This window comes from Streptosporangium oxazolinicum, assembly GCF_039537505.1.
Lineage (GTDB): Bacteria > Actinomycetota > Actinomycetes > Streptosporangiales > Streptosporangiaceae > Streptosporangium > Streptosporangium oxazolinicum.
Map to the genome: position 1 here is coordinate 142,189 of NZ_BAABAQ010000004.1, position 20,827 is coordinate 163,015.

Annotated in this window: 17 protein-coding genes; 7 read left to right on the forward strand and 10 right to left on the reverse strand. The window is 71.6% G+C overall.

From position 1 onward, the window contains the following. Positions 1–108: 108 nt before the first annotated feature. On the forward strand, positions 109–405 hold the full coding sequence (locus ABD817_RS13620; RefSeq protein ID WP_344918234.1) for a DUF4235 domain-containing protein: 297 nt from the start codon (positions 109–111) through the stop codon (positions 403–405). 87 nt (positions 406–492) lie between these two features. Here ABD817_RS13620 and ABD817_RS13625 read toward each other — a convergent pair whose 3' ends face one another. The 5 genes from ABD817_RS13625 to ABD817_RS13645 form a co-directional block, all read right to left on the reverse strand. Beyond that, positions 493–1,950 (reverse strand): alpha,alpha-trehalose-phosphate synthase (UDP-forming), encoded by a 1,458-nt coding sequence (locus ABD817_RS13625; RefSeq protein ID WP_344918235.1) that lies wholly within the window; start codon positions 1,948–1,950, stop codon positions 493–495. 55 nt (positions 1,951–2,005) lie between these two features. Then, positions 2,006–3,022, reverse strand: a complete 1,017-nt coding sequence (locus tag ABD817_RS13630; RefSeq protein WP_344918236.1) for a hypothetical protein — start codon at positions 3,020–3,022, stop codon at positions 2,006–2,008. Positions 3,023–3,103: 81 nt separating this feature from the next. Continuing rightward, complete coding sequence (locus ABD817_RS13635; RefSeq protein WP_030914836.1) at positions 3,104–3,403, reverse strand: DUF4193 domain-containing protein; 300 nt, start codon at positions 3,401–3,403, stop codon at positions 3,104–3,106. Between the two features lie 272 nt (positions 3,404–3,675). After that, positions 3,676–4,998 carry a sensor histidine kinase gene (locus ABD817_RS13640; RefSeq protein ID WP_425583357.1) on the reverse strand — a complete coding sequence of 441 codons (1,323 nt, stop codon included), beginning with the start codon at positions 4,996–4,998 and terminating at the stop codon, positions 3,676–3,678. Positions 4,999–5,078: 80 nt separating this feature from the next. After that, complete coding sequence (locus ABD817_RS13645) at positions 5,079–5,732, reverse strand: response regulator transcription factor (protein ID WP_344918238.1); 654 nt, start codon at positions 5,730–5,732, stop codon at positions 5,079–5,081. A 224-nt stretch (positions 5,733–5,956) separates the two neighbouring features. Between ABD817_RS13645 and ABD817_RS13650 the strand changes: the two genes are divergently transcribed. Then, on the forward strand, positions 5,957–6,121 hold the full coding sequence (locus ABD817_RS13650; RefSeq protein ID WP_344918239.1) for a hypothetical protein: 165 nt from the start codon (positions 5,957–5,959) through the stop codon (positions 6,119–6,121). Positions 6,122–6,193: 72 nt separating this feature from the next. Here the strand turns inward: ABD817_RS13650 and ABD817_RS13655 are convergent, their stop codons facing one another. Together ABD817_RS13655 and ABD817_RS13660 are read right to left on the reverse strand one after the other, a co-directional pair. Then, positions 6,194–6,988: an inositol monophosphatase family protein gene (locus tag ABD817_RS13655; protein WP_344918240.1), complete on the reverse strand. Its 795-nt coding sequence runs from the start codon at positions 6,986–6,988 to the stop codon at positions 6,194–6,196. Positions 6,989–7,130: 142 nt separating this feature from the next. Then, positions 7,131–9,152: a S9 family peptidase gene (locus ABD817_RS13660; RefSeq protein ID WP_425583336.1), complete on the reverse strand. Its 2,022-nt coding sequence runs from the start codon at positions 9,150–9,152 to the stop codon at positions 7,131–7,133. 93 nt (positions 9,153–9,245) lie between these two features. Between ABD817_RS13660 and ABD817_RS13665 the strand changes: the two genes are divergently transcribed. Beyond that, positions 9,246–10,271 (forward strand): ferrochelatase, encoded by a 1,026-nt coding sequence (locus ABD817_RS13665; protein ID WP_344918242.1) that lies wholly within the window; start codon positions 9,246–9,248, stop codon positions 10,269–10,271. Here ABD817_RS13665 and ABD817_RS13670 read toward each other — a convergent pair. Continuing rightward, positions 10,262–11,581, reverse strand: coding sequence for a lytic transglycosylase domain-containing protein (locus ABD817_RS13670; protein ID WP_344918243.1), 1,320 nt, complete (start codon positions 11,579–11,581; stop codon positions 10,262–10,264). The genes ABD817_RS13665 and ABD817_RS13670 overlap by 10 nt on opposite strands. Positions 11,582–12,062: 481 nt before the next feature. Between ABD817_RS13670 and ABD817_RS13675 the strand changes: the two genes are divergently transcribed. Together ABD817_RS13675 and sepH are read left to right on the forward strand one after the other, a co-directional pair. Next, on the forward strand, positions 12,063–13,385 hold the full coding sequence (locus ABD817_RS13675; protein ID WP_344918244.1) for a D-arabinono-1,4-lactone oxidase: 1,323 nt from the start codon (positions 12,063–12,065) through the stop codon (positions 13,383–13,385). Positions 13,386–13,962: 577 nt separating this feature from the next. Beyond that, positions 13,963–15,870 (forward strand): septation protein SepH, encoded by a 1,908-nt coding sequence (sepH, locus tag ABD817_RS13680; RefSeq protein ID WP_344918245.1) that lies wholly within the window; start codon positions 13,963–13,965, stop codon positions 15,868–15,870. Positions 15,871–16,083: 213 nt separating this feature from the next. Here the strand turns inward: sepH and ABD817_RS13685 are convergent, their stop codons facing one another. Then, positions 16,084–17,808: a PH domain-containing protein gene (locus ABD817_RS13685; protein WP_344918246.1), complete on the reverse strand. Its 1,725-nt coding sequence runs from the start codon at positions 17,806–17,808 to the stop codon at positions 16,084–16,086. A 326-nt stretch (positions 17,809–18,134) separates the two neighbouring features. Further along, the gene (locus ABD817_RS13690) at positions 18,135–18,743 is read right to left on the reverse strand and encodes a PH domain-containing protein (RefSeq protein ID WP_344918247.1); all 609 of its coding nucleotides are present in this window, start codon (positions 18,741–18,743) and stop codon (positions 18,135–18,137) included. Positions 18,744–18,991: 248 nt separating this feature from the next. On the opposite strand from ABD817_RS13690, the gene ABD817_RS13695 reads away from it, so the two are divergent. Together ABD817_RS13695 and ABD817_RS13700 are read left to right on the forward strand one after the other, a co-directional pair. Further along, the gene (locus ABD817_RS13695) at positions 18,992–19,978 is read left to right on the forward strand and encodes an ATP-binding cassette domain-containing protein (RefSeq protein WP_344918248.1); all 987 of its coding nucleotides are present in this window, start codon (positions 18,992–18,994) and stop codon (positions 19,976–19,978) included. After that, positions 19,975–20,784 carry an ABC transporter permease gene (locus tag ABD817_RS13700; RefSeq protein WP_344918249.1) on the forward strand — a complete coding sequence of 270 codons (810 nt, stop codon included), beginning with the start codon at positions 19,975–19,977 and terminating at the stop codon, positions 20,782–20,784. Before ABD817_RS13695 ends, ABD817_RS13700 begins: the two co-directional genes overlap by 4 nt. Positions 20,785–20,827 lie beyond the last annotated feature (43 nt).

A 20,827-nucleotide genomic window follows, 5' to 3' on the forward strand; every position in this document is an offset into this window, starting at 1 on the left:
GCAGGGCGCGGTCGCTGTTGTGTCATGCCTCCCTATGGTATGGCTTCACGCGATGCGACGCTCGGGGAGACTAGTGTTCTTGGGGCGAACCGCGAACGGGAGGACCACATGGCCGACAAGACCGAGAAACAGGACATGGCGTGGAGGGCCATCGGCGGCCTCCTGGGCCTCGTCACCGCGTGGGGGGCGAAGAAGGCCATCGGATTCGCCTGGGAGAAGACCACCGGCAGGAAGCCGCCCGTCGACAACGAGTCCCTGGAGATCAGCCTCGGTGAGGCGGTCGGCTACGCCGTGGTGATGGGGGTCGGCATGCAGGTGACGCAGATCGTGGTCGCCCGCACCGCCAGGAAGCGCTACAACGCGTGGAAGGCCGTGAAGGACGCGGCCAGGGACGTCACCACCTGACGCCTTCGCCTCCCCGCCACCGGGACCCCGCGCGTCGTCCGCGCGGTGGTCCCGGTCGCGCGGACGGCGGCACCGGGGACGCCGGTGTCAGGAGGCCCCCGAGGAGTCGGGAGTTTCCCGGACTTCCTGGGTTTCGGGGGGGATCTGGGTCATTTGGGACACGTGGGACCCCGAGGACTCCAGCGAGGTGAGAAACTCCTTGGCCCAGCGGTCGACGTCGTAGGTGGACACCCTGCGGCGCAGCGACCGCATCCGGCGCGACAGGTCGTGCGGGGTGGCCCGCATCGCGGTCAGCATCGCCCGTTTGAGGCCGTCGACGTCGTAGGGGTTGACCATGAACGCCTGGCGCAGCTCGTCGGCCGCCCCGGCGAACTCGCTGAGCACCAGCGCGCCGCGCAGGTCGTGGCGGCAGGCGATGTACTCCTTGGCGACCAGGTTCATCCCGTCGCGCAGCGGCGTCACCACCATCACGTCGGCCGCCAGATAGAGCGCGGCGAGCTCGTCCCTGCCGTACGACTGGTGCAGGTACTGCACGGGTTGCTGGCCCAGCTCCCCCTGCTCGCCGTTGATCCGGCCGACCTGGAGCTCGATCGAGTCGCGCAGCCGCATGTACTCCTCGACGCGTTCCCTGCTCGGCGTGGCGATCTGTACGAACGCCGCCTCGCCCGGCTTGATCGCCCCCTCGGAGAGCAACTCGCCGAACGCCTTCAGGCGCTGGCCGATGCCCTTGGTGTAGTCGAGCCTGTCGACGCCGAGCAGCAGGCACTCCGGGTCGCCCAGCTCCGCGCGGATCTCCCTGGCCCGGGAGATGATGTGCGGCTCCCTGACCAGGGAGTCGAGCTCACCGAAGTCGACGGAGATGGGGAACGCCCCGGCGCGCACCACCCGGTCCCCCACGTGGATCTCGTGCTTGTGGTGCTGCAGGCCGAGCAGGCGACGGCAGAGCCGGATGAAGTTGGACGCGCCCCCGGGGCGCTGGAACCCCACCATGTCCGCGCCGAGCAGGCCCTCGACGATCTCGCGCCGCCACGGCAGCTGGGAGAACAGCTCGACCGGCGGGAAGGGAATGTGCAGGAAGAAGCCGATGCGCAGGTCGGGGCGGAGCTTGCGCAGCATGGCCGGGACCAGCTGGAGCTGGTAGTCCTGGATCCACACGACGGCGTTCTCCGCCGCCTCCTCCGCGGCGGCCTCGGCGAAGCGCTCGTTGACGGTGCGGTAGGCCTCCCAAGTGACGCGGGAGTAGGTGGGAGCGGCGACCACGTCGTGGTAGAGGGGCCAGAGGGTGGCGTTGGAGAAGCCCTCGTAGTAGAGCTCGACCTCGGATTCGGACAGCGGGACGGGGACGAGCTGCATCCCGTCGTGCTCGAAGGGTTCGAGGCTCTCGTCGGGGGCGCCGTGCCAGCCGATCCAGGCTCCCTCCCTGCGCTGCAGGACGGGGGCGATCGCGGTGACGAGGCCGCCGGGGCTACGCCGCCACATGTCCTCCCCGACTCGGTCGACGGGGAGACGGTTGGCGACGATCACGAATGCGCTGCGGCCCAGCACAGATTCCTCCAGGTAGTCGGGGGCTTACTGAATTGACTACCCGTTTGAGAGGTTTCTATGACTTGCCAGGCGGGAGGACACGGTGGACCCTCAGATCGGCCCGTACGACCTCGCCGAGCTTCTTCGTGGCGGCCCGGTTGAGGATCCCCCCGGCCACGGCGCCCGTGAGGAACGGGCCGAAGGTGGTGAGGTGGCGCCCGAGGGTGCGCATCAGCCGGTTGCGCAGGGCGGTCTTGGCCGCGGTGCCCAGGGCGACGGTCATCGTCCCGGGGGCCATGGGGTCGACACCGCGCTGCTTGGACCAGGCCATCGCGAAGGCCATCGCCCGCTGGGAGCCGGTGCCCGGCACCTGGATCCCGTACACCTCGTGGAGTTCGGCGATGAGCTTGACCTCGATCGCGGCCACGACGAGGGTCTCGGCCACGAGCTGGGCGGGGGCGGAGAGCAGGAGAGGGGGAGCGGCGAACTCGGCGGCGGCGACAGCCCCGCCGATGGCCCCGACCGTCATGGTCGCCTTGGTCGCGGTGCGCACCAGGTCGTCGGCGAGCGCCTCGGAGGTGAGGCCGCTGTGATGCTCGGAAAGGGTCTGCAGGTCGCGGATGGGGATGCGGGGCGCCACGGCCATGAACACGTCGGTCAGCCAGCGGCCCCGGCTCTCCCCGGACGCCTTGGCCCGCTTCGCCCCTCGCGCCAGTGACCGCGTGAGACGGCCGAGCAGCCGTCGCCGCTCGGCCCCGTCCATGTCGCCCGGCTCGGCGAGCCTGCCGACGAGCTCGGCCACCTCCCGGTCGGAGTCGTCGCTCTCGGCCGGCTCCCGGCCGGAGCCGGCGTCCACGGCCGCTCCGCGATCGGAGCCGCCGTCCGGGACCGCCGTGTGATCAGGGCCACCGTCCGAGGTCACCTTGTGATCAAGGCCGCCTTCCGGGACCGCCGTGCGATCGGGGCCACCGTTCGCGGCCGTCTTCCGGCCGGAACCGTCGCCCGGGGCCACCGCGTGGTCAGGCGCGCCGTCCGACTCCTTGGCCGTGGAGTCGTCCGGCGCGGCACCGGTCCGCCTGTTCTCTGACGTCATGTCTCGGAACCTCCTCAAGGCTGTCCTGAGGCCCTACCCATACCTGGAAGAGCACACCTCGGACAGGCCATCGGAATCATCTCAAGCCGCGCATTCCCGGCAGATCTGCTGGCCGTTCTTCTCAACGGCGAGTTGACTGCGGTGGTGCACCAGGAAGCAGCGCGCACAGGTGAACTCGTCGGCCTGACGAGGAATCACCCGGAGCGAGAGCTCCTCATTGGACAGGTCCGCGCCCGGCAGTTCGAGCGACTCGGCGAGATCCGTCTCGTCGATGTCGATGCTGCCCGAGGACTTGTCGGTACGGCGGGCCTGCAGTTCCTGAAGACTGTCCTCGCTGAGGTCGTCGTCGGTCTTGCGTGGGCTGTCGTAATCGGTAGCCATCGGTCTGCTCCATCCCCCTCATCTATCTGTCTGCGCTAACTCGCGCGTGTGTAACGTTCGAGAGGCACGACTTGTGCCCGATCCGCCAGAGAGATTCCTGCTTCGGTACCCCGCCGGAATGGTCACTGAACCTCCCTACACGTGAGGGACGTACTGCCAATGGCCACGGTTAGCCAAATATGGCGTAAACCACAGCATCGGCGGCATGCACCACCGTGTTCGACGGCACATCCAACCACATGTACGGCGTGAACGAGACGCCCCCCGCCGGATCAACGTGACTGAAGTCGCACGGTGACCACCAGACCCCCTCCGTCCCTGGGTATGGCGGTCACATTGCCCCCGTGGGCACGCACGACCGCGCGGACGATGGACAGGCCGAGCCCCGCCCCCTTGTCCGAGTCGACCCGGTCGGCGTTGAGCCGCCGGAACGGCTCGAAAAGGCTGTTCACCTCGTACGCGGGCACATGCGGTCCCGTGTTGGCCACCTGAACAACCAACGCACCCTCCACCATTCCCGTCCTGACCCACAGACGTCCGGAATCGGAGAGATTATGTTTTATAGCGTTTTCCACCAGGTTGGCCACGCATCGTTCGAGCAGCACCGGATCACCGACGGTCTCGGCGCCGCGAAGCTCGGGGATCACGGTGACCCCGGCCTCCTCGGCCCGCGTGGCGAGCTGGTCGACGACGGTCTCGGCCACGTCCTTCATGTCCACCGGCTTGCGCACGCTCAGCTCGCGCTCGCTGCGGGCCAGCAGCAGCAGGCCCTCGATCAGACGCTCGTTGCGGGCGTTGACCTCCAGGAGCGTGCGGCCCAGCGCCTTCAGGTCACCCGACGCCTCCGGATCGCCCAGGGCGATCTCCAGGACCGTCCGGTTGATCGTCAGGGGGGTGCGGAGCTCGTGCGAGGCGTTGGCCACGAATCTTCGCTGTGTGTCGAAGGCCACGTTGAGCCTGGTGAGCATCGCGTCGAAGGTGTCGGCCAGCTCCTTCAGCTCGTCGTCGGGCCCCTTGAGGTCGATCCGCTCGTGGGCGAGCGTGGAGCCCGACAGCTTGCGGGCCGTGGCGGTCATCTGCTGGACGGGCTTGAGCGCCCGGTCGGCGACGATGTAGCCGATGATGACGGCCAGGATGCCGACCCCCAGCAGGGCCAGCAGGGCGCGGGCCAGCAGTTCCCGCTGCGCCCCGGAGATCGCGGTGTGCTGCTGCCAGTACCACTGCTGCTTGAAGATGGCCGCCGCCTCCGGCCCCACGAGCTCCCTCAGCTCGTCGTACGGGAAAGGCGGCCACCCCGCGGAGAGCGCCCAGCCCACCATCAGGTAGATCACGGCCATCAGCAGGGCACCGGCCACGAAGAACAGCACGGCGTAGGTGATGGTCAGCCGCCACCGGATGCTGAGCCGGTCCATGATCGACCGCAGCCGGTCCAGCGGGGTCCGCGGGACCGGGGCCGCGCCCACCGGAGGCGGCCCGTCCCACGCGGGCGGGCCGGTCGGCGGCGGGGGCCGCTCGCCCGGCTTCCCCTCACCGGCGGGCCCGGACTCCAGCCGCTCGCTCTTCCAGGCGCCCCGCTCGGAGTGCGGGCTGATCATCGGGTGGGTCGGCACGGACTCGCGATTCTCACCCACCGGGACGAACGTCGGGCGCTCCTCCCCCCCGCCTGCCGGACCGCTCACAACCTGTACCCGACCCCTGGCACCGTCTCGATCACCTGAGGCTCGCCCAGTTTCTTCCTCAGCGTCATCATGGTGACGCGCACCACGTTGGTGAACGGGTCGATGTTCTCGTCCCACGCCTTGTCCAGCAGGTCCTCCTGGCTGACGACCGCGCCCTCGGCGCGCATCAGCTCCTCCAGGACCGCGAACTCCTTCTTGGTGAGCGCGATCTCCCCGCCGTCCCTGGTCACCAGCCGCTTGCCCGGGTCCAGGCGGACCCCGGAGCGCTCCAGCACCGGCGGCAGCGCCGGGGCGGACCGGCGGCCGAGCGCCCGCACCCGCGCCACCAGCTCGACGAACACGAAGGGCTTGGCCAGGTAGTCGTCGGCGCCCAGCCCGAGCCCCTCCACCTTGTCGTCGACGTCGCCGGACGCGGTCAGCATGAGGATCCTGGACGCGGTACGGGAGGCCACCAGGCGGCGGCAGACCTCGTCGCCGTGGACCTTGGGCAGGTCCCTGTCCAGGACGATCACGTCGTAGTCGATGTACCCCGTCCGCTCCAGCGCCCCCGCGCCGTCGTAGGCCACGTCCACGGCCATCGCCTCGCGCCGGAGCCCGGTCGCGATCGCGTCGGCGAGCACCCGCTCATCCTCCACCACAAGCACTCGCACGGCCTATGGCACCTCCCGTCACATTCTCTGGAGCAGCCGCCTGGACGGCCCCCTCATTCTCCCCTCACCACCTGTAAGCACACGGTAAGGCCCTCACGAGAGCGGGCACTCCATGTGATGTCGGAAACACACAGGTTTAGCGTCAGGTTCACCCTGGGTACAGCCGGTTCCAGTCTCTATCGCGGTATCTTCCGTCCCCACGAGCCCGTGAGAAAGAAGGTGAGATGGGCGAGTTCACCGCCACAATCGAACACCGCCTCGACCAGGCGTATCGGAACTTGCAGGAGGCCAGGTCCTCCGGCGACGACTACCTCGCCGACACCTTCACCGCCGAGATCGAGGATCTCCGCCGTCTGGCCACAGACAACGGCGTTCCCGTTCAGCGCTGATGGGAAGAAGCCCCCCGGCCGACCGCCGGGGGGCTTCCTCACGCGTCCCGCCCCCCGGTGAGGAGCCGGAGGTCAGGCGTCGCGTTCCGGGTCGAGCGGGAGCAGCAGGTCGTGCAGCTCCTCGAACAGGCCGGGGGCCGCGCACAGGGTGAGATCGGGACCGGCCGGTCTGCCCTCCAGCCCGCCGATCCTCGCCCCGGCCTCGGTGGCGACGAGGCCGCCGGCCCCGTAGTCCCAGTACTGGGGACCGCGCTCGTAGTAGCCGTCCACCCGCCCCGCCGCCACCGCGCACAGGTCGGAGGCCGCCGAGCCGCCCCTGCGGATGTCGCGCACGCGCGGCAGCACGTGACGGAGCACCTCGGCCTGCACCTCGCGCCGCCCGCTCTCGTAGCCGAACCCGGTGGCGATCAGCGCCCGCTCCAGCGGTACGCCGGTGTTGCAGCTCAGCCGCTCCCCGGCCAGCCACGCTCCCCCGCCCCTGACCGCGGTGAACACCTCGCCGCGCGGCACGACGTTGACCACTCCCGCGATCACCTCGCCGTCCACCTCGACCGCGATGCTGACCGCCCACTCGGGCACCCCGTACAGGAAGTTGACCGTCCCGTCGATCGGGTCGACGATCCAGCGGACCCTGCCCTCCCCGGTGGAGCCGCCCTCCTCGCCGAGGATCGCGTCGCCGGGCCTGACCGCCTTGATCCTGTCGCGGATGAGCTCCTCCGAGGCCCGGTCCAGGATGGTCACCACGTCGGTGGGGCTGGACTTGGTGACGAGCACCTCGGGCCGGGCCGGCCGCTTGGCCAGCAGCATCTCACCGGCCTCCCTGGCGATCTCCTCCGCCAGCCGCCCGAAGGTCACGGCGCTGTCCACGATCTCCTCACCACCCCTCACTCGTTCCAGCGGGCCCGCGACGGCACCCGCCCTCCCCCATGCCCGCCTGTTCCCCCGGCCCCGGGTCCTCCCCCACCGCGCCCGGCCCGCGACGACTCCCGCCGCTCCTGCCCACGACGGCTCACGACAGCGACTCCGGGCGCTTCCACTCGCGCCCGAGGACGTGCTGGTCGAGGAAGGCCAGGACGGTCTCGTACCAGACGACCGCGTTGCCGGGCTTGAGCACCCAGTGGTTCTCGTCGGGGAAGTACAGGAACTTCGACTCCACCTCCGAGCGCTGCAGGTCCCACCACAGGCGCAGCGCCTCCCCGATGGGGACCCGGTAGTCCTTGTCGCCGTGGACAACCAGCATCGGGGTGGAGATGTTCTCCAGCGACAGGTGCGGGGAGAGCTTCGAGTACAGGACGGTGCCCGGGGAGCCGAACTCGCGCTGCCAGTACATGGACGCGTCGGTGGTCCCGGCGAACTGGTCGAGGTTCCACAGCGAGGCGTGGGTGACGATCGCCCTGAACCTGCCGGTGTGCCCGGCGACCCAGTTGGCCATGTAGCCGCCGAACGAGCCGCCCATGGCGGCGGTCCTGGCGGGATCGACCTCGGGGAGCTCCAGGGCGGCGTCGGTGATCGCCATCAGGTCGGCGTGGGTGCGCGGGCCCCAGTCGGCCCAGCCGCGCCGGATCATGTCCGGCCCGTAACCGGTGGACATGCACGGATCCGGCAGCAGCACGGCGTAACCGTGCTGGGCCATGATCCACGGGTTCCAGCGCCAGGACCAGTCGTTCCAGCTGGACAGCGGGCCGCCGTGGATCCACAGCAGGAGGGGGGCGGGGTTCTCCGCGGAGGCCCCCTCGGGCAGCGTCAGCCAGGCCCTGATCTGCGCGCCGTCGTCGGCGGTCACGGTGACCTCGGTGAGCGTACCGGGCAGCTCCAGGTCCGGGACGGGAGAGACCAGCCTCTCCACCGTGCCGTCCGGTGCCACCCTGACCGGGGCCGCGGGCGCGTTCACGGCGCTGCGCAGCGCGTAGACGGCGCCGTCGGGCGCGACGTTGAGCGAGCCGTACGCGGCGTCGTCGAGGGTGAGCCGCTCCGGCGCGGACCCGTCGGCCGGGACCCGGAAGACCGGGCGGCGGCCGTGGGCGTCGGCGACCACGAGCAGCGAGCGGGAGTCGGGCGCCCAGACGATGTCGGACGGCCAGAGCCCGCCGCCCGCCGGGTGGCCCGCCCCGGTGGCCAGGTCGACGATCCACAGGGTGCTCTCGGGGATCTGGTCGATGTCGGCGTGGTTGTTCCTGACGCACGCGACCAGGCGCCCGTCGGGGGAGATCCTGACCGGACCGTCGAAGTCGTGGTCGGCGGCGGCGGCCAGGACGCGCCGGGCGCCGCCGTCGGCCGTGTCGATGGCGACCAGCTCGAAGCGCAGCTCGCCCTGCGGCATCGACACGCCCCAGGTGGTCACGACCGTGGAGCCGTCCGGCGTCACGTCGCACGCGCTGTGGCTCGACAGCGCCTTGCCCGGCTGCGGGGTGAGGTCCCTGACCTCGGTCAGCCGCTCGCCGTCGCCCAGGATGCCCGCGAACAGCCGGGGCTCTCCGGGACCGAGGTCGTGATCCCAGTAGCGCACCGGGTAGCTCTCGTGCAGGATCGCGCTGATCCCCGCGTCCTTGCGCGTCTTGCGCCGCTCGGCCTCGCCCGCCTCGTCGCCGGGGAGCACGTCGGAGCAGAAGACCACGGTCCTGCCGCCGGTCACGAATCCGGCGATGCCCCCCGGTCGGGAGGCGATCTGCCGGGCCTCGCCTCCCGTCGCGGGCAGCAGCCAGAGCGCGGGAACCTCCTCGTCCGCCTCCTTGACGGTCGGGTCGGGGCGGCGCGAGCAGAAGAGCAGGTCGCCGTCTCGCGTGAACTCGGCCCCGGCCTCACCCTTGACGGATCTGGTCAGCCGGTACGGCCGGCGGCCGTCGAGAGGGATCTCCCACAGGGAGGTCCCGTAGGATCTCCCGTCGGGATTAAGCGCCTGCACCACGCTGACCAGGCGCGCTCCATCGGGGGAAAGCCGCAGGGATGCCACCCGCGGCACGCCGACATAATCGCGGATGTCGTTAAAAGGGGTCACGGTTTCGAACTTACCCCGGCGATCGTCTCCGAACATGCATCCGAACATGCATCCACAAACCTTGTTGATAACGAACTACTCAACGTGGCCATGCAAGAGGACACCCGGGCATGCGGTTTGATAAATGCCATGGGGAATTACGACGCACTTCTCGTCGTCTCGTTCGGGGGACCGGAGAAACCGGACGACGTGATGCCGTTCCTGGAGAACGTGGTCCGGGGCAGGGGGATCCCGCGCGAACGGCTGCTGGAGGTCGAGGCGCACTACCAGCGCTTCGGCGGGGCCAGCCCGATCAACCAGCAGTGCCGCGACCTGATCGCGGCCGTGGAGCCGACCATCGACCTCCCGGTCTACTGGGGCAACCGCAACTGGCACCCCTACCTGGAGGACACGCTCCGCCGGATGGCGTCCGACGGCGTGCGCAGGGCCGCCGCCTTCGTCACCGCCGCCTACAGCTCGTACTCGGCCTGCCGCCAGTACATCGACGACATCGCGCTCGCCAGGGCCGCGGTCGAGGGCGCCCCGGAGGTCGTCAAGCTCCGGCACTACTTCGACCACCCCGGGTTCGTCGCGGCGATGGCCGACCACACCCGCGAGGCCCTGGACCGGCTGCCCGCCGGGCTCCGGGACTCCGCGCGGCTGGTCTTCACCGCCCACAGCATCCCGACCTCGATGGCCGCTACGGCCGGACCCGGCGGCGGCGCGTACGAGGCGCAGCTGCGCCGGGCGGCGGCGCTGGTCACCGCGGAGGTGAGTGGCGGCGGCGACAGGGCGTGGGACCTGGTCTGGCAGAGCCGGAGCGGCGCCCCGCACATCCCGTGGCTGGAGCCCGACGTCTGCGACCACCTGCCCAAGGTCGACGCCCCGGCGGTGGTCCTGGTGCCGATCGGCTTCGTCTCCGACCACATGGAGGTCGTCTACGACCTCGACGTGGAGGCCGCGGAGACGGCGAGGAAGATCGGCCTGCCGCTGGTCAGGGCCGCCACGGCCGGGACCCATCCTCGGTTCGTCTCGATGGTCGGGGAGCTGCTCGCCGAGCCGGAGCCCGTCGCGTGCGCGGCCACCTGCTGCCCGGCCCCGCCGCGCCGCCACGGGGGATCGCAGGCGCCTCAGGGGTCTCAGGGGTCTCAGGGGTCTCAGGGGTCTCAGGGGTAGGTGGCGGCGTAGCCGCGGGAGATGCCCATGACCTTGGCGACGTACGACCAGGAGTGGTTGTAGAACCAGATGGCCTTCTCCAGCTTCTTGCCGCCCCGGCCCGCCCCGTTGGCGCACAGGTAGTTGGCCGCGCCGGGGACCGCGTCGTAGGGGTTCCAGATGTCGGCGACGCCGTCGCCGTCGCCGTCCACGCCGTAGGCCTTCCAGGTGGCGGGCATGAACTGCATCGGTCCCAGCGCGCCCGCGGACGACGGGCCGTTGTTGCGCCCGTGCGAGCTCTCCACCTGGCCGATCGCGGCCAAGACCGTCCAGGAGAGCCCCGGGCAGACCTCGGCCGCCTTGCGGTAGAGCTCCAGGTAGCTGGCGGGCCTGCCGACCGTGACCCGCCGCACCCGGCCGGTCCCCGTCGTCCCGCCGGTGGCGGCCTTCACCGTGGGCTTCAGGGTGGGCTTCACCGTACGGGCGCCGCTGACGGCGACCACCTGGGAACCGGGGCTCAGCAGCCTGCCCACCCGTGTCCTGAGGACGGTGGCGGCCTTCTCCGGGCCGTGCACGAGCAGCGCCACCCCCGGCAGCAGGCCCAGCCTGCGGCCGGTCTCCCGCCCCACGATGCCGTCCACGCCGGGCAGGCCGAACGCGGCGGAGGCCGCGGCCCGCAGCCGGGGGCCGCCGTCCACCTGGTACTCCGAGCCGAGGACCAGCCCGAGGCGGCGGGCCGCCGCGTTGTCGGCGACGAACTCCCCCCGGTCGAGGGCGTCCCAGATCCTCTGCTGGTCGGCGACGGCCCTGGGGGCCCACGCGCGGAAGCGGGCCGGATCGACGGCGATGAGGTTGAGCCCGACCCCGGACACCTTGACCGCCCCGCCGTCGAAGGAGTCGATCTTCTGGACGTACTTGAGCCGGGAGATGTCCTCCTTGGTCTGCTCGGTCAGCGTCGAGGGGGAGATGACCAGCAGCCGGGGCGGGGTGGAGGTGGGCCCGGGAGCGCCCGTCTCCCCGGTCCCCGGCCCGGGGGTCGGCCCCTGGGAGGCGAGGTCGTGCGGGACCCGGTCGGCTCCGGCCTGGGCGTCCGGGGTCGGGTTCGGGTCGGGGTTCGCCGAGTCCATCGGGACCGCGGGAGGGCTGGCCACCGGCGCGATCGCCGACAGGTCCCGGACGCGGGACTCCACGACGGTGCTCCCGCCGGAGGCCGCGGGAGTGGCGGGGCGCCCGGCGTTGATCATCGCGAGGGCGACGCCACCGAGGGCGAGGAGAGCGGTCAGGGCGACCATCACTGGGACGAACAACCGCAACCCGGGAAGACGTGACACCGCGCTCACGTTAGCTCCAACGGACCGCGCCGTGAGCCGTTGGCCGGAAAATCACGTGCCGATCGGCGGTTCTGGGCGAAATCGTCGGCGGGTTCCACGCGGGCGGGACGCCCGGTGGACGGGTTCGGCCAGGCCAGAATAGCCATCCCGCTCACGCCTGCGCACGGCGCCACGCCGACCGGCACGACGCTCCGCGCCGAGGACGGCGCCCCCGCCAAAAGCTCTTCGCCACCGGTGCCGTACCGGCGCGACCGCGTTCTCACCCGGCTCGCTCGTACGAGGCCGCCGGTCGCGGTGATCGGACCCCACCTTCCGCGGACCCCTGTTACCCGGCAGCAATCATGAGTATCGTTCATATTCGCTGGCGAGGCACGCGAACGCGAACCGGCGGTGGCCCACCCGACCGTGGGCGGGACTCCCCCGCGAGCGGGGCGTCGGCGCCCCCGGACGGCCGGGTGCCGCCCGCGGGGCAGGAGTGAACATGGGCGAGACCTTCCACACCTTCCGCAACTGGGCCCGGAACCAGTCCGCCACCCCCGCGGAGGTCCGCGCGCCCTCCTGCGCCGAGGAGGTCTCCCGGGCCGTGCGGGACGCCGTCGCGGCGGGCCGCCGGGTCCGCATGACCGGCACCGGCCACTCGTTCAGCCCGGTGGCGCTGACCGACGGCCTCCTGCTGCGGCCCGACGCGCTGACCGGGATCCGCGCGGCCGGGGACGGCTGGGTGACGGCCGAGGCGGGTACGACGATCGGCGCCCTCAACCGGGAACTGCACCGGATGGGCCTGGCCCTGGCCAACATGGGCGACATCGACGCCCAGACCGTGGCCGGGGCCGTCCAGACCGGCACCCACGGCACCGGCAGGGACGTCGGCGGGATGGCCGACCAGGTGCTGGCGCTGGAGATGGTGCTCGCCGACGGTGAGATCGTCACGGTCCGCGGCGACGGCGAGGGAAGGATCCGCGGGGTGGCCGAGCGGGACCTGTTCGACGCCGCCAGGGTGAGCCTGGGCGCGCTCGGCGTGGTGACCGCGGTGACCTTCCGGGTGGAACCGGCCTTCCTGCTGCACAGCGTCCGGCGGCCGATGACGCTGACCGCGATCCTCGGCGCCCTCGACACGCTCGTCACCGGCAACGAGCACCTCGACTTCTTCTGGATGCCGCACACCGACGCCTGCCTGATCAAGCGCAACAACCGCAGCCCGGGACCGCCCCGGCCTCCGGGCGCGCTGAAACACTGGTTCGACAACCAGTTCATGGAGAACACCCTGTTCGGCGCGCTGTGCGGCGTCGGCGGACGCCACCCGGGCACCATCCCCCGGCTCAACGCGCTCTCGGCCGCGATGCTGTCGACCTCGGCCTACATCGACGCCTCGTACCGGATCTTCACGAGCGTGCGGGAGGTGCGCTTCCTGGAGATGGAGTACGCCATCTCGCGCGAGCACCTCGGCCGGGCCCTCCACGAGATCCGCGACCTGCTGGAACGACGAGACTGGAAGATCAGTTTCCCGGTCGAGGTGCGGGTCACCCCGGCCTCGGACGCCTGGCTGTCCACCGCCTACGGCAGGGACTCCGCCTATCTCGCCTGCCACGTCTACCGGCCGACCCCGAACCCCGCCTACTTCGAGGGCGTCGAGGAGATCATGACGAGGCTCGGCGGCCGGCCGCACTGGGGCAAGCTGCACACCCGCGACGCGTCCTACCTCGCGGGGGTCTATCCCCGTTTCGAGGACTTCCTGGTGGTACGGGACGCCCTGGACCCGGGGCGCGCCTTCGCCAACGACCATCTCGACACCGTCCTGGGCTGAACCCGGCCGCCCCCCGCCGCACGGCCGCGTTCCCCCGAATCGGCCGCTTCTCACCAGCTTCCGGTAAAGAGTGGCGCAAAGGCTCGCTCGAAGAGTGACGCGTCCGCGTGTCCCGTCGTTCCCCGGGCGCGTACGAAGGGCAGATTCGCAGACGCCCGCGCCGCTCGACCCCGAGGGAGTCCGCTGGAGATGACCTTCTCCCGCCGCCCATGCCAGCCGCCACCGCGCCCCGTCGTCACGGACCGCGACGACCGGCCCCCGCACAACGCCGCCACCGCTGCACATCCTCCCCGGACCGGCGGACCGGCCTCACCGCCATCTCCCGGTTCTTGGTGGAAGTCCGCAGCGGTTCCCGGAGTTATCCGTGAGAATCCCTTGAGGACCCCGAAGTTGCTGCTCCAGACCGGTGTCCTGTAATTAGATGAATGGAGCAAATGTGACCGGCGTCACATCGCTGCGAGCCCCATCCAGGAAGGCGATGTTCGGACATGCCGGGTACGGTGCTGGCAGGCAACCGGCACACGCGAGAGACTCAAGGGTCCGGGGGAAGATTGAGCACGACGACGAAGGGACTCGCATGCAGGAGCTCCGACTCGTCGCGGTGAGTGAGGACGGGACCTATCTCGTGCTGGCGACAGCCGGCCGGGGTACCCGGTTCACGCTGCCCGTCGACGACCGGCTCCGTGCTGCCGTCCGCGGCAACTTCTCCCGTCTCGGCCAGTACGAGATCGAAGTGGAGAGTCCGTTGCGCCCCAAGGAGATCCAGGCCCGGATCCGTGCCGGCGAGACCGCGGAGGAGATCGCCAACACGGCGGGAATCCCGGTCGAGCGCGTGCGGTGGTTCGAGGGCCCCGTGCTCCAGGAACGTGAGTACATGGCACAGCAGGCGCAGCGCTGCGCCGTACGCCTGCCCGGCGACTCCGCTCCCGGTCCCACCCTCGGCGACCTGGTCGCCGAGCGGCTGACCCGCCGTGGCGTCCCCGCCGACGAGATCGAGTGGGACTCCGCCAAACGGGACGACAACATGTGGCGCATCAAGCTCGGGTTCGTGTGGAACGGTCACACGCGCAACGCCGAGTGGCTCTTCGACCCGCGCCGGCGCCACATCACGCCCCACGACGACGAGGCCCTGCGGCTGTCCAGCGGCGAGGACGTCGAGCCGTTCGAGGACACCACGGTCACGCCGTTCGTGCCGCGCGTGGCCAAGCTCGCGCCGGTGCCGCCGCTGGCACCCGAGCCGCTGAACCAGCCGCCGGTGGCCTTCCCCTCGGTCCTGCGGCACGAGACCCCGGCCCAGCCACGGCCCGCCTCCTACGCGCAGGCCGAGCCGGCCGCGCCCCCGGCGCCTTCGGCCCCGGCCGCCTACCAGCAGCCGCCCATGCCCCCGCTCCCCCCCGGATACGAGGCGCCGAGGGTGTCGGTGCCGCCGCTGCGCGCTCCCGACCCCGCCGGCTACCAGCAGGAAAGGACCCCGGAGCCCGCCCCCGTGGCCCAGGGCTCCGAGCCCGTCACGCGGGTCAGGCCGCCCGAGCCCGTGCTGCCCGAGCCCCTCGCCCCGTACCCGCCCCCGTACGAGCCGGTCGCACCGGCGGCGCACGGGCCCGTCACGTATGAGCCGGCCGCGTACGAACCGGTCACACCGGCCGCGTACGAGCCGTCTCCCTCCCCGGAGCCGGAGCCGGAGCCGGAGTCCCCGGCACCCGCCGTGCCACGACCCGTCCCCGCACCGCAGCCCGCCGCGACGGCGACCGAGCCGCCCGCGGTGACCACGCCGGACCCGGCACCCGCCGCGCGGGAATCCGCCACCGTACGGGAATCGGCCACCGTACGGGAGGAGCTCCTTCCGCACGGTCCGGCCACTCCCCCCGAGGGAACGGCCACCGGACCGGAGACCTCGACCGAGCCCGCCGTGGCGAGTGCCCCGGAGGACGGGAAGGCTCCGGAGGCGGCGAAGATCCCGGAGGTCGTGAAGGCTCCGGAGGTCGTGAAGGTCCCGGAGGTCGCCGAGAGCACGAAGCCCTCGCCGTCCTCGCCACCCTCGCCGTCCCCCGCCGCGACCACACCGGAGCCGGTCGCGGCCGCTCCGGCCGCCGTCCTGTCCGACCTCGCCGACCAGCGGTCCCCCGCGGCTGGAAAGGCCGTCGAGCAGGTTCCCGCGGAGGCGGCGAAGACCGTCGCGGCGAAGGAGACCCCCGCCTCCGAACCCGCGCCGGAGACCGGAGCGACCCAGGAGGGTTCGATAGCTGTACCGGCGGCGCGCGTCAGCGTGGACGAGCGGGCCAAGGCCGAGCCGGGCAGGCAAGAGACACAGGGGGACACGGGGGCCATGCAGGAGACCAAGGTCGACAAGCCCGCGGCGGAGAAGCCCGCGGAGCCGCCGAAGCCGGCACCGGCTCCGGCCCGGCCTGCCAAGAAGTCCCGGGGACGGCGCGCGTCCGTGCCCACCTGGGACGAGATCATGTTCGGCGCTCGCCGCCAGGACTGACCGCATCCGACCGCATCGCGCCAGGCGGGGGTGACCGGGACACCGGCCCCCCGCCTCGTCGCATGCCGGCCACTCCCCGCGCTCTTCCACGGGGAGGAAGTCGGCGCCGCTGCCCGCACTCCCCCACGGGACGAGGGGAGCCGGTACCGCTCCCCGTTCTCTCTCGCGGGGTGAAGGAAGTCGGCGCCGGAACCGCTCGTGCGCGGACGGCCGTCAGAGCGGGAGCGACCCGCCGGACGTGGGGGTCTCCCGGGTTCCGGAGGCGTCCGGGATGCCTGGGATGTCTTGGATATCCGGAATGAGGAACGGGGTGAGCCAGCGGGGGGTGACCTCGGCGGCGAAGGCCGGACCCTCCGCCTCGCCGACGTCGATGGCGGCGTACCCACCGGTGCCCGCGCCCACGCCCGCGGTCACGGTCAGCAGACCGGCGCGACGCTGGAACCAGGTCTGGCTCAGGGTCCAGCCGACCACGGCCCGCCGCTCCACCACCGCCTGGGAACGCCGCAGCGACCCCGACCGGACCGACAGGCGGCTCCCGTCGTACGTGTGGCCGAGGGAACGGTAGCGGTCGAGGCCGAGGGGAACGCCCAGCAGCGCGAGGAACAGGGCGGGCGCCGCGAGCGCCCACCAGAACCCGGACCACAGCAGGGCGGCCGGCACCGTGCAGGCGGCGATCACCAGCCACGGGAAGATCGCCCGGAACAGCCTGCGCCTGCGCGCCGCCGGAGGATGTGGCCGCAGCCCGGTGGCGATCGGGCCGATCGCCTCGCCCACCACGTCGAGCACCACGTCCCTCGGGGCGACGGGCATCAGCTGGCCCCGGGTCTCCGAGTCGCCGAGACCGGTCACGATCGCCCAGGCGCGGCCGACCCCCGCCCGGCGCTCGGCCGGTCCCTCGACGAACTCGAACCCCCGCACCCTGCGCCGCTCCAGCGACACGCTCCTGCGCGTGACCAGACCGCGTCCCGCGATCAGGTATCCCTCGCTGGCGCGGAGGGTGAAGTCCCAGTTGAACACCGCGTACATGATCACAGCGATCACCGGCATGGCCAGGACCAGCAGGACGAGGGCCGCGATGAGCAGGGGCGGATGCTCCCAGATCCACTCCCCCGCGCCCAGCACGACCCGCCTGTCGATCCTGAACTCGCTGCCCCACTGGAACGCGAGGCCCACGGCACCGGCCACCAGCGCGAACGGGGTCAGCAGGTAGGCGCCGGAGAGGGGACCGTACGCGAGCCACTTCCTCGGCATCACGAAGAACACCCGCTCGGGGGTCGTGTCGCCCACCTCGTGGCGGGTGGAGGATCCGGCGGCCTCCTCCCGCACCCTGGTGGGCACACCGGACGCGAGCTCGTCAGAGCCGGAATCGGCGGTGGAGGCGGCCCCGGCCACCGAGGCCGCTCCGCGCGCCTGGACACGTCTCGCCGTCCGGGCACGGGCGTGCCAGAGCAGCACGGCCTTGAGCCGCTCCCCCTCCTCGACGGTGACCCCGTCGAGCTCGCCCTCCTGCTTGTCCGCGCCGCCCGCGCCGGTGTCGATCCGCAGGACGGCGATGCCGAGCAGGCGGTGCAGCGGCGGGGCGCTGATGTCGACGCCGCGGATCCGTTCCAGCGGGATCGTCCGCACGGACCTGCTGATCAGCGACCGGGTGAGTTCCAGCCGGTCGCCGACGATCTGGTAGGTGAAGGTGACCCAGCGCACGGCCGCGAACGCGACGGAGCCGACGACGGCCATCGCCGCCCACACGAACGATCCGGGGGAGAAGCCGCCGAGGAACAGGACACCGGCCAGCGGCAGGAGGAGGGAGGGCAGCATCCGGATCGGGTCGGTCAGCAGCACCTTCGGGCTGAGCCTCAGGGGCCTCTCCGTCGGCGTCCTCTCCCCCGGCGGGGCCCCTGCCGGTACGGCTCCCGTACCGGCCACCTCATCACCCGGCACACCCGGCACGCGCGGGAAACCGGGCCCGGCACCCCCCTGGACATACGGAAGGCCCGGCCCGCCACCGTCGGGCACGCGCGGGGGACCCGGCCTGTCACCGGCCTGGCCGCGCGGCGGTTCCGGCGTGCCTCCGTCGGGCGCGGTCCAGGCACCCCCCTCGGGACCGTCCGGCCCGGCCTGCGGATCGGATCCGGCCGGTGGGTGCTCGCCGGGCGTCTGTCCGGCCGCTGGACGGCCGACCGGCCGCCGGTCCCCGGGTGGAGGATCGGCGGACGGCCGGCCGGTCGATGAAGGGTCGGCCGGTGGACGGTCGGGGGAGGACTCGGTCACGTCGCGTCGTCCCTGAGCTCTTCCGCGCGGCGGGCGAGGCCCTCGGCCAGCTTGGCGGCGACCTCGTACTCAAGCCCCTTGATCGTGGACGAACCCGCGTGGGAGGCGGTGCGGATCTCCACCGTGGCCAGGCCCAGCATGCGCTCGAACCAGCCCTGCGCCTTGTCGACCGTCTGGATCCTGCTGACGGGGACGAACACCCATTCCCTGCTGAGCCACCCCGAACGGGCGTACACGACGTCCCCGCTGAACTCCCAGCGGTGCACGGCGTACCGCCAGAACGGCTCGATGAGCGTGCCGGGGACGAGGAGCAGCACCATCAGCCACGGCAGCCACCAGATGTTGTCGAGCGCCCAGCCGGGCAGCCAGGGCCACCGGTCCTCGTCGATCCACCCGGCGAGGAAGAAGGAGCCCCCGGCCAGGAGAACGGACCAGAACAATCCCTCCAGCAGCCACAACATGATGGCCTTGCGGGAGACCGGGTTGGCGGGGGCGCGCAGGGAGACACCGGCGCGCCCGGGAACGCCTGCGCGGCGCCCGCCCGGCAGACCGGCCGCCCCGGCCTCGTCGGAGGCTGCGCTGTGCTCATCGGCTCGGTCACTCACGCTGTCAGCCTAAACGCTCTTGTCATGGCGGGCGCTCCGGCCGTGTCACGGAAGGGACTCCCCCGGGCACCGGGGGGCGGCGGCGCGGCGGCCCCGGAGACGGGCGCTCCGGACGGCTGCCTCGACGGCACGGCCCCGCGCGAACCGAACCGGCGGCGATTCCTCATCTCCACGCCGGTTGGAGGTCGAAAAAGTGTCGGTGGCGCAGGGCATGCTGGAGATCCGATGATTACGGAAAGGCGTGAACGATGACCTATGCGATCCAGGCCGAGGGCCTGGTGAAGCGTTACGGGGAGACCCTCGCGCTGGACGGGGTGGATCTCGTCGTGCCGCAGGGGCGTCTGCTGGGCGTGCTCGGCCCCAACGGGGCGGGCAAGACCACCGCGGTGCGCGTCCTGGCGACGCTGCTGCGTCCCGACGCGGGCACCGCCAGCGTCGGCGGCTACGACGTGACACGCCAGGCCCACCAGGTGCGCTCGCTGATCGGCCTGACGGGGCAGTACGCCGCCGTCGACGAGATGCTCACCGGCGTCGAGAACCTGATGATGATCGGCCGCCTGCTGGGCATGACGCGTGCCGACTCCCGGGCACGCGCGGGCGAGCTGCTGAAGCGCTTCGACCTGTCCGACGCGGGCGGGCGCGCCACCAAGACCTACTCCGGCGGCATGCGCCGCCGCCTTGACCTGGCCGCGAGCCTGGTCGGCCGCCCCCAGGTGCTCTTCCTCGACGAGCCCACCACCGGCCTCGACCCGCGCAGCCGCACCGACCTGTGGAACGTGGTGCGCGGTCTGATGGCCGACGGCGTCACGGTGCTGCTCACCACTCAGTATTTGGAGGAGGCCGACCAACTCGCCGACGACATCGTCGTCTTCGACCACGGCAAGGTCATCGCCTCCGGCACCTCCGACCAGCTCAAGGCGACCACCGGCGCCCAGGTCCTGGAGGTGCGTCCCCTGGAGGCCGAGCACCTCGAGCTGGTCGGCAAGATCATGGCCGGCGTGCTGGGCGAGACGCCCGACCTCAACGGGGGCAAGGCCACCGCTCCCGTCCACGACCCCGCCGTCGTCCCGGCGATCGTGCGCCTCCTCGACGACCAGGGCGTCGTCGCCTCGGAGCTCGCGCTGCGCAAGTCCAGCCTCGACGAGGTGTTCCTCTCCCTCACCGGCCACCTGCCGGACGACGAGGGCACCCCCGACGACGAGGGCACCCCCCGGAAAGAAGAGGCCTTCGCATGACCACGCTGACGACGACCATCCCGCAGGTGGCCGCCAAGCGCGTCACCCCCCTGGCCACGCTGCGGCAGACCATGACCCTGGCCTGGCGCAGCCTGGTCCAGATCAAGCACAACCCGTGGGAGCTGCTGGATCTGAGCATCCAGCCCATCATGTTCCTGCTGCTGTTCACCTACGTCTTCGGCGGCGCGATCTCCGGGTCGACCGGTGACTACCTGCAGTTCGCCCTGCCCGGCCTGCTCGTGCAGAACGCCCTGTTCTACACGCTGTCCACCGCCATCGGCCTCAACACCGACATCACCAAGGGCGTCTTCGACCGGCTGCGCAGCCTGCCCATCGCCCGCACCGCGCCCCTGTCGGGGCGCATCATCGCCGACACCGCCAAGCAGGTGTGGGCGTTCGCCCTGCTGGTCGGTTTCGGCATGGTGCTGGGCTTCCGGGTGACCACCAGCGTCTTCGGCCTGCTCGGTGCCCTCGCCCTGCTGGTCGTGGTCGCCCTGGCCATGTCCTGGATGTCGGTGCTGATCGGCCTGAAAGCCTCCAGTCCCGAGAAGGTGCAGATGATCGCCTTCTCCACGATGATGCCGCTGACCTTCACCAGCAGCGCGCTGGTGCCCTCCGCCACCTTCCCGTCCTGGCTGAAGACCTGGTCGGACATCAACCCCGTCACCCACCTGGCGGACGCCATCCGCGGCCTTCTCATCGGTGGCGACGTCGGCCAGGCCGCATTCTTCTCGCTGCTCTGGGCCGCGGGTTTCGCCGTCGTCTTCGCCCCTCTGGCGATCCGCGCGTTCCGCAGCCACGTCTAGTCTGTCAGCAGGCCGGGCTCGGGGGCGGCGCCCGCCACATGAC

Excerpts from the sequence above, each read along its gene's own strand:
- ABD817_RS13620 (WP_344918234.1), top strand. The coding sequence starts at position 109 with ATGGCCGACAAGACCGAGAAACAGGACATGGCGTGGAGGGCCATCGGC.
- ABD817_RS13630 (WP_344918236.1), bottom strand. The coding sequence starts at position 3,022 with ATGACGTCAGAGAACAGGCGGACCGGTGCCGCGCCGGACGACTCCACG.
- ABD817_RS13635 (WP_030914836.1), bottom strand. The coding sequence starts at position 3,403 with ATGGCTACCGATTACGACAGCCCACGCAAGACCGACGACGACCTCAGC.
- ABD817_RS13640 (WP_425583357.1), bottom strand. The coding sequence starts at position 4,998 with ATGATCAGCCCGCACTCCGAGCGGGGCGCCTGGAAGAGCGAGCGGCTG.
- ABD817_RS13650 (WP_344918239.1), top strand. The coding sequence starts at position 5,957 with ATGGGCGAGTTCACCGCCACAATCGAACACCGCCTCGACCAGGCGTAT.
- ABD817_RS13660 (WP_425583336.1), bottom strand. The coding sequence starts at position 9,152 with ATGTTCGGAGACGATCGCCGGGGTAAGTTCGAAACCGTGACCCCTTTT.
- ABD817_RS13665 (WP_344918242.1), top strand. The coding sequence starts at position 9,246 with ATGGGGAATTACGACGCACTTCTCGTCGTCTCGTTCGGGGGACCGGAG.
- ABD817_RS13675 (WP_344918244.1), top strand. The coding sequence starts at position 12,063 with ATGGGCGAGACCTTCCACACCTTCCGCAACTGGGCCCGGAACCAGTCC.
- sepH (WP_344918245.1), top strand. The coding sequence starts at position 13,963 with ATGCAGGAGCTCCGACTCGTCGCGGTGAGTGAGGACGGGACCTATCTC.
- ABD817_RS13695 (WP_344918248.1), top strand. The coding sequence starts at position 18,992 with ATGACCTATGCGATCCAGGCCGAGGGCCTGGTGAAGCGTTACGGGGAG.
- ABD817_RS13700 (WP_344918249.1), top strand. The coding sequence starts at position 19,975 with ATGACCACGCTGACGACGACCATCCCGCAGGTGGCCGCCAAGCGCGTC.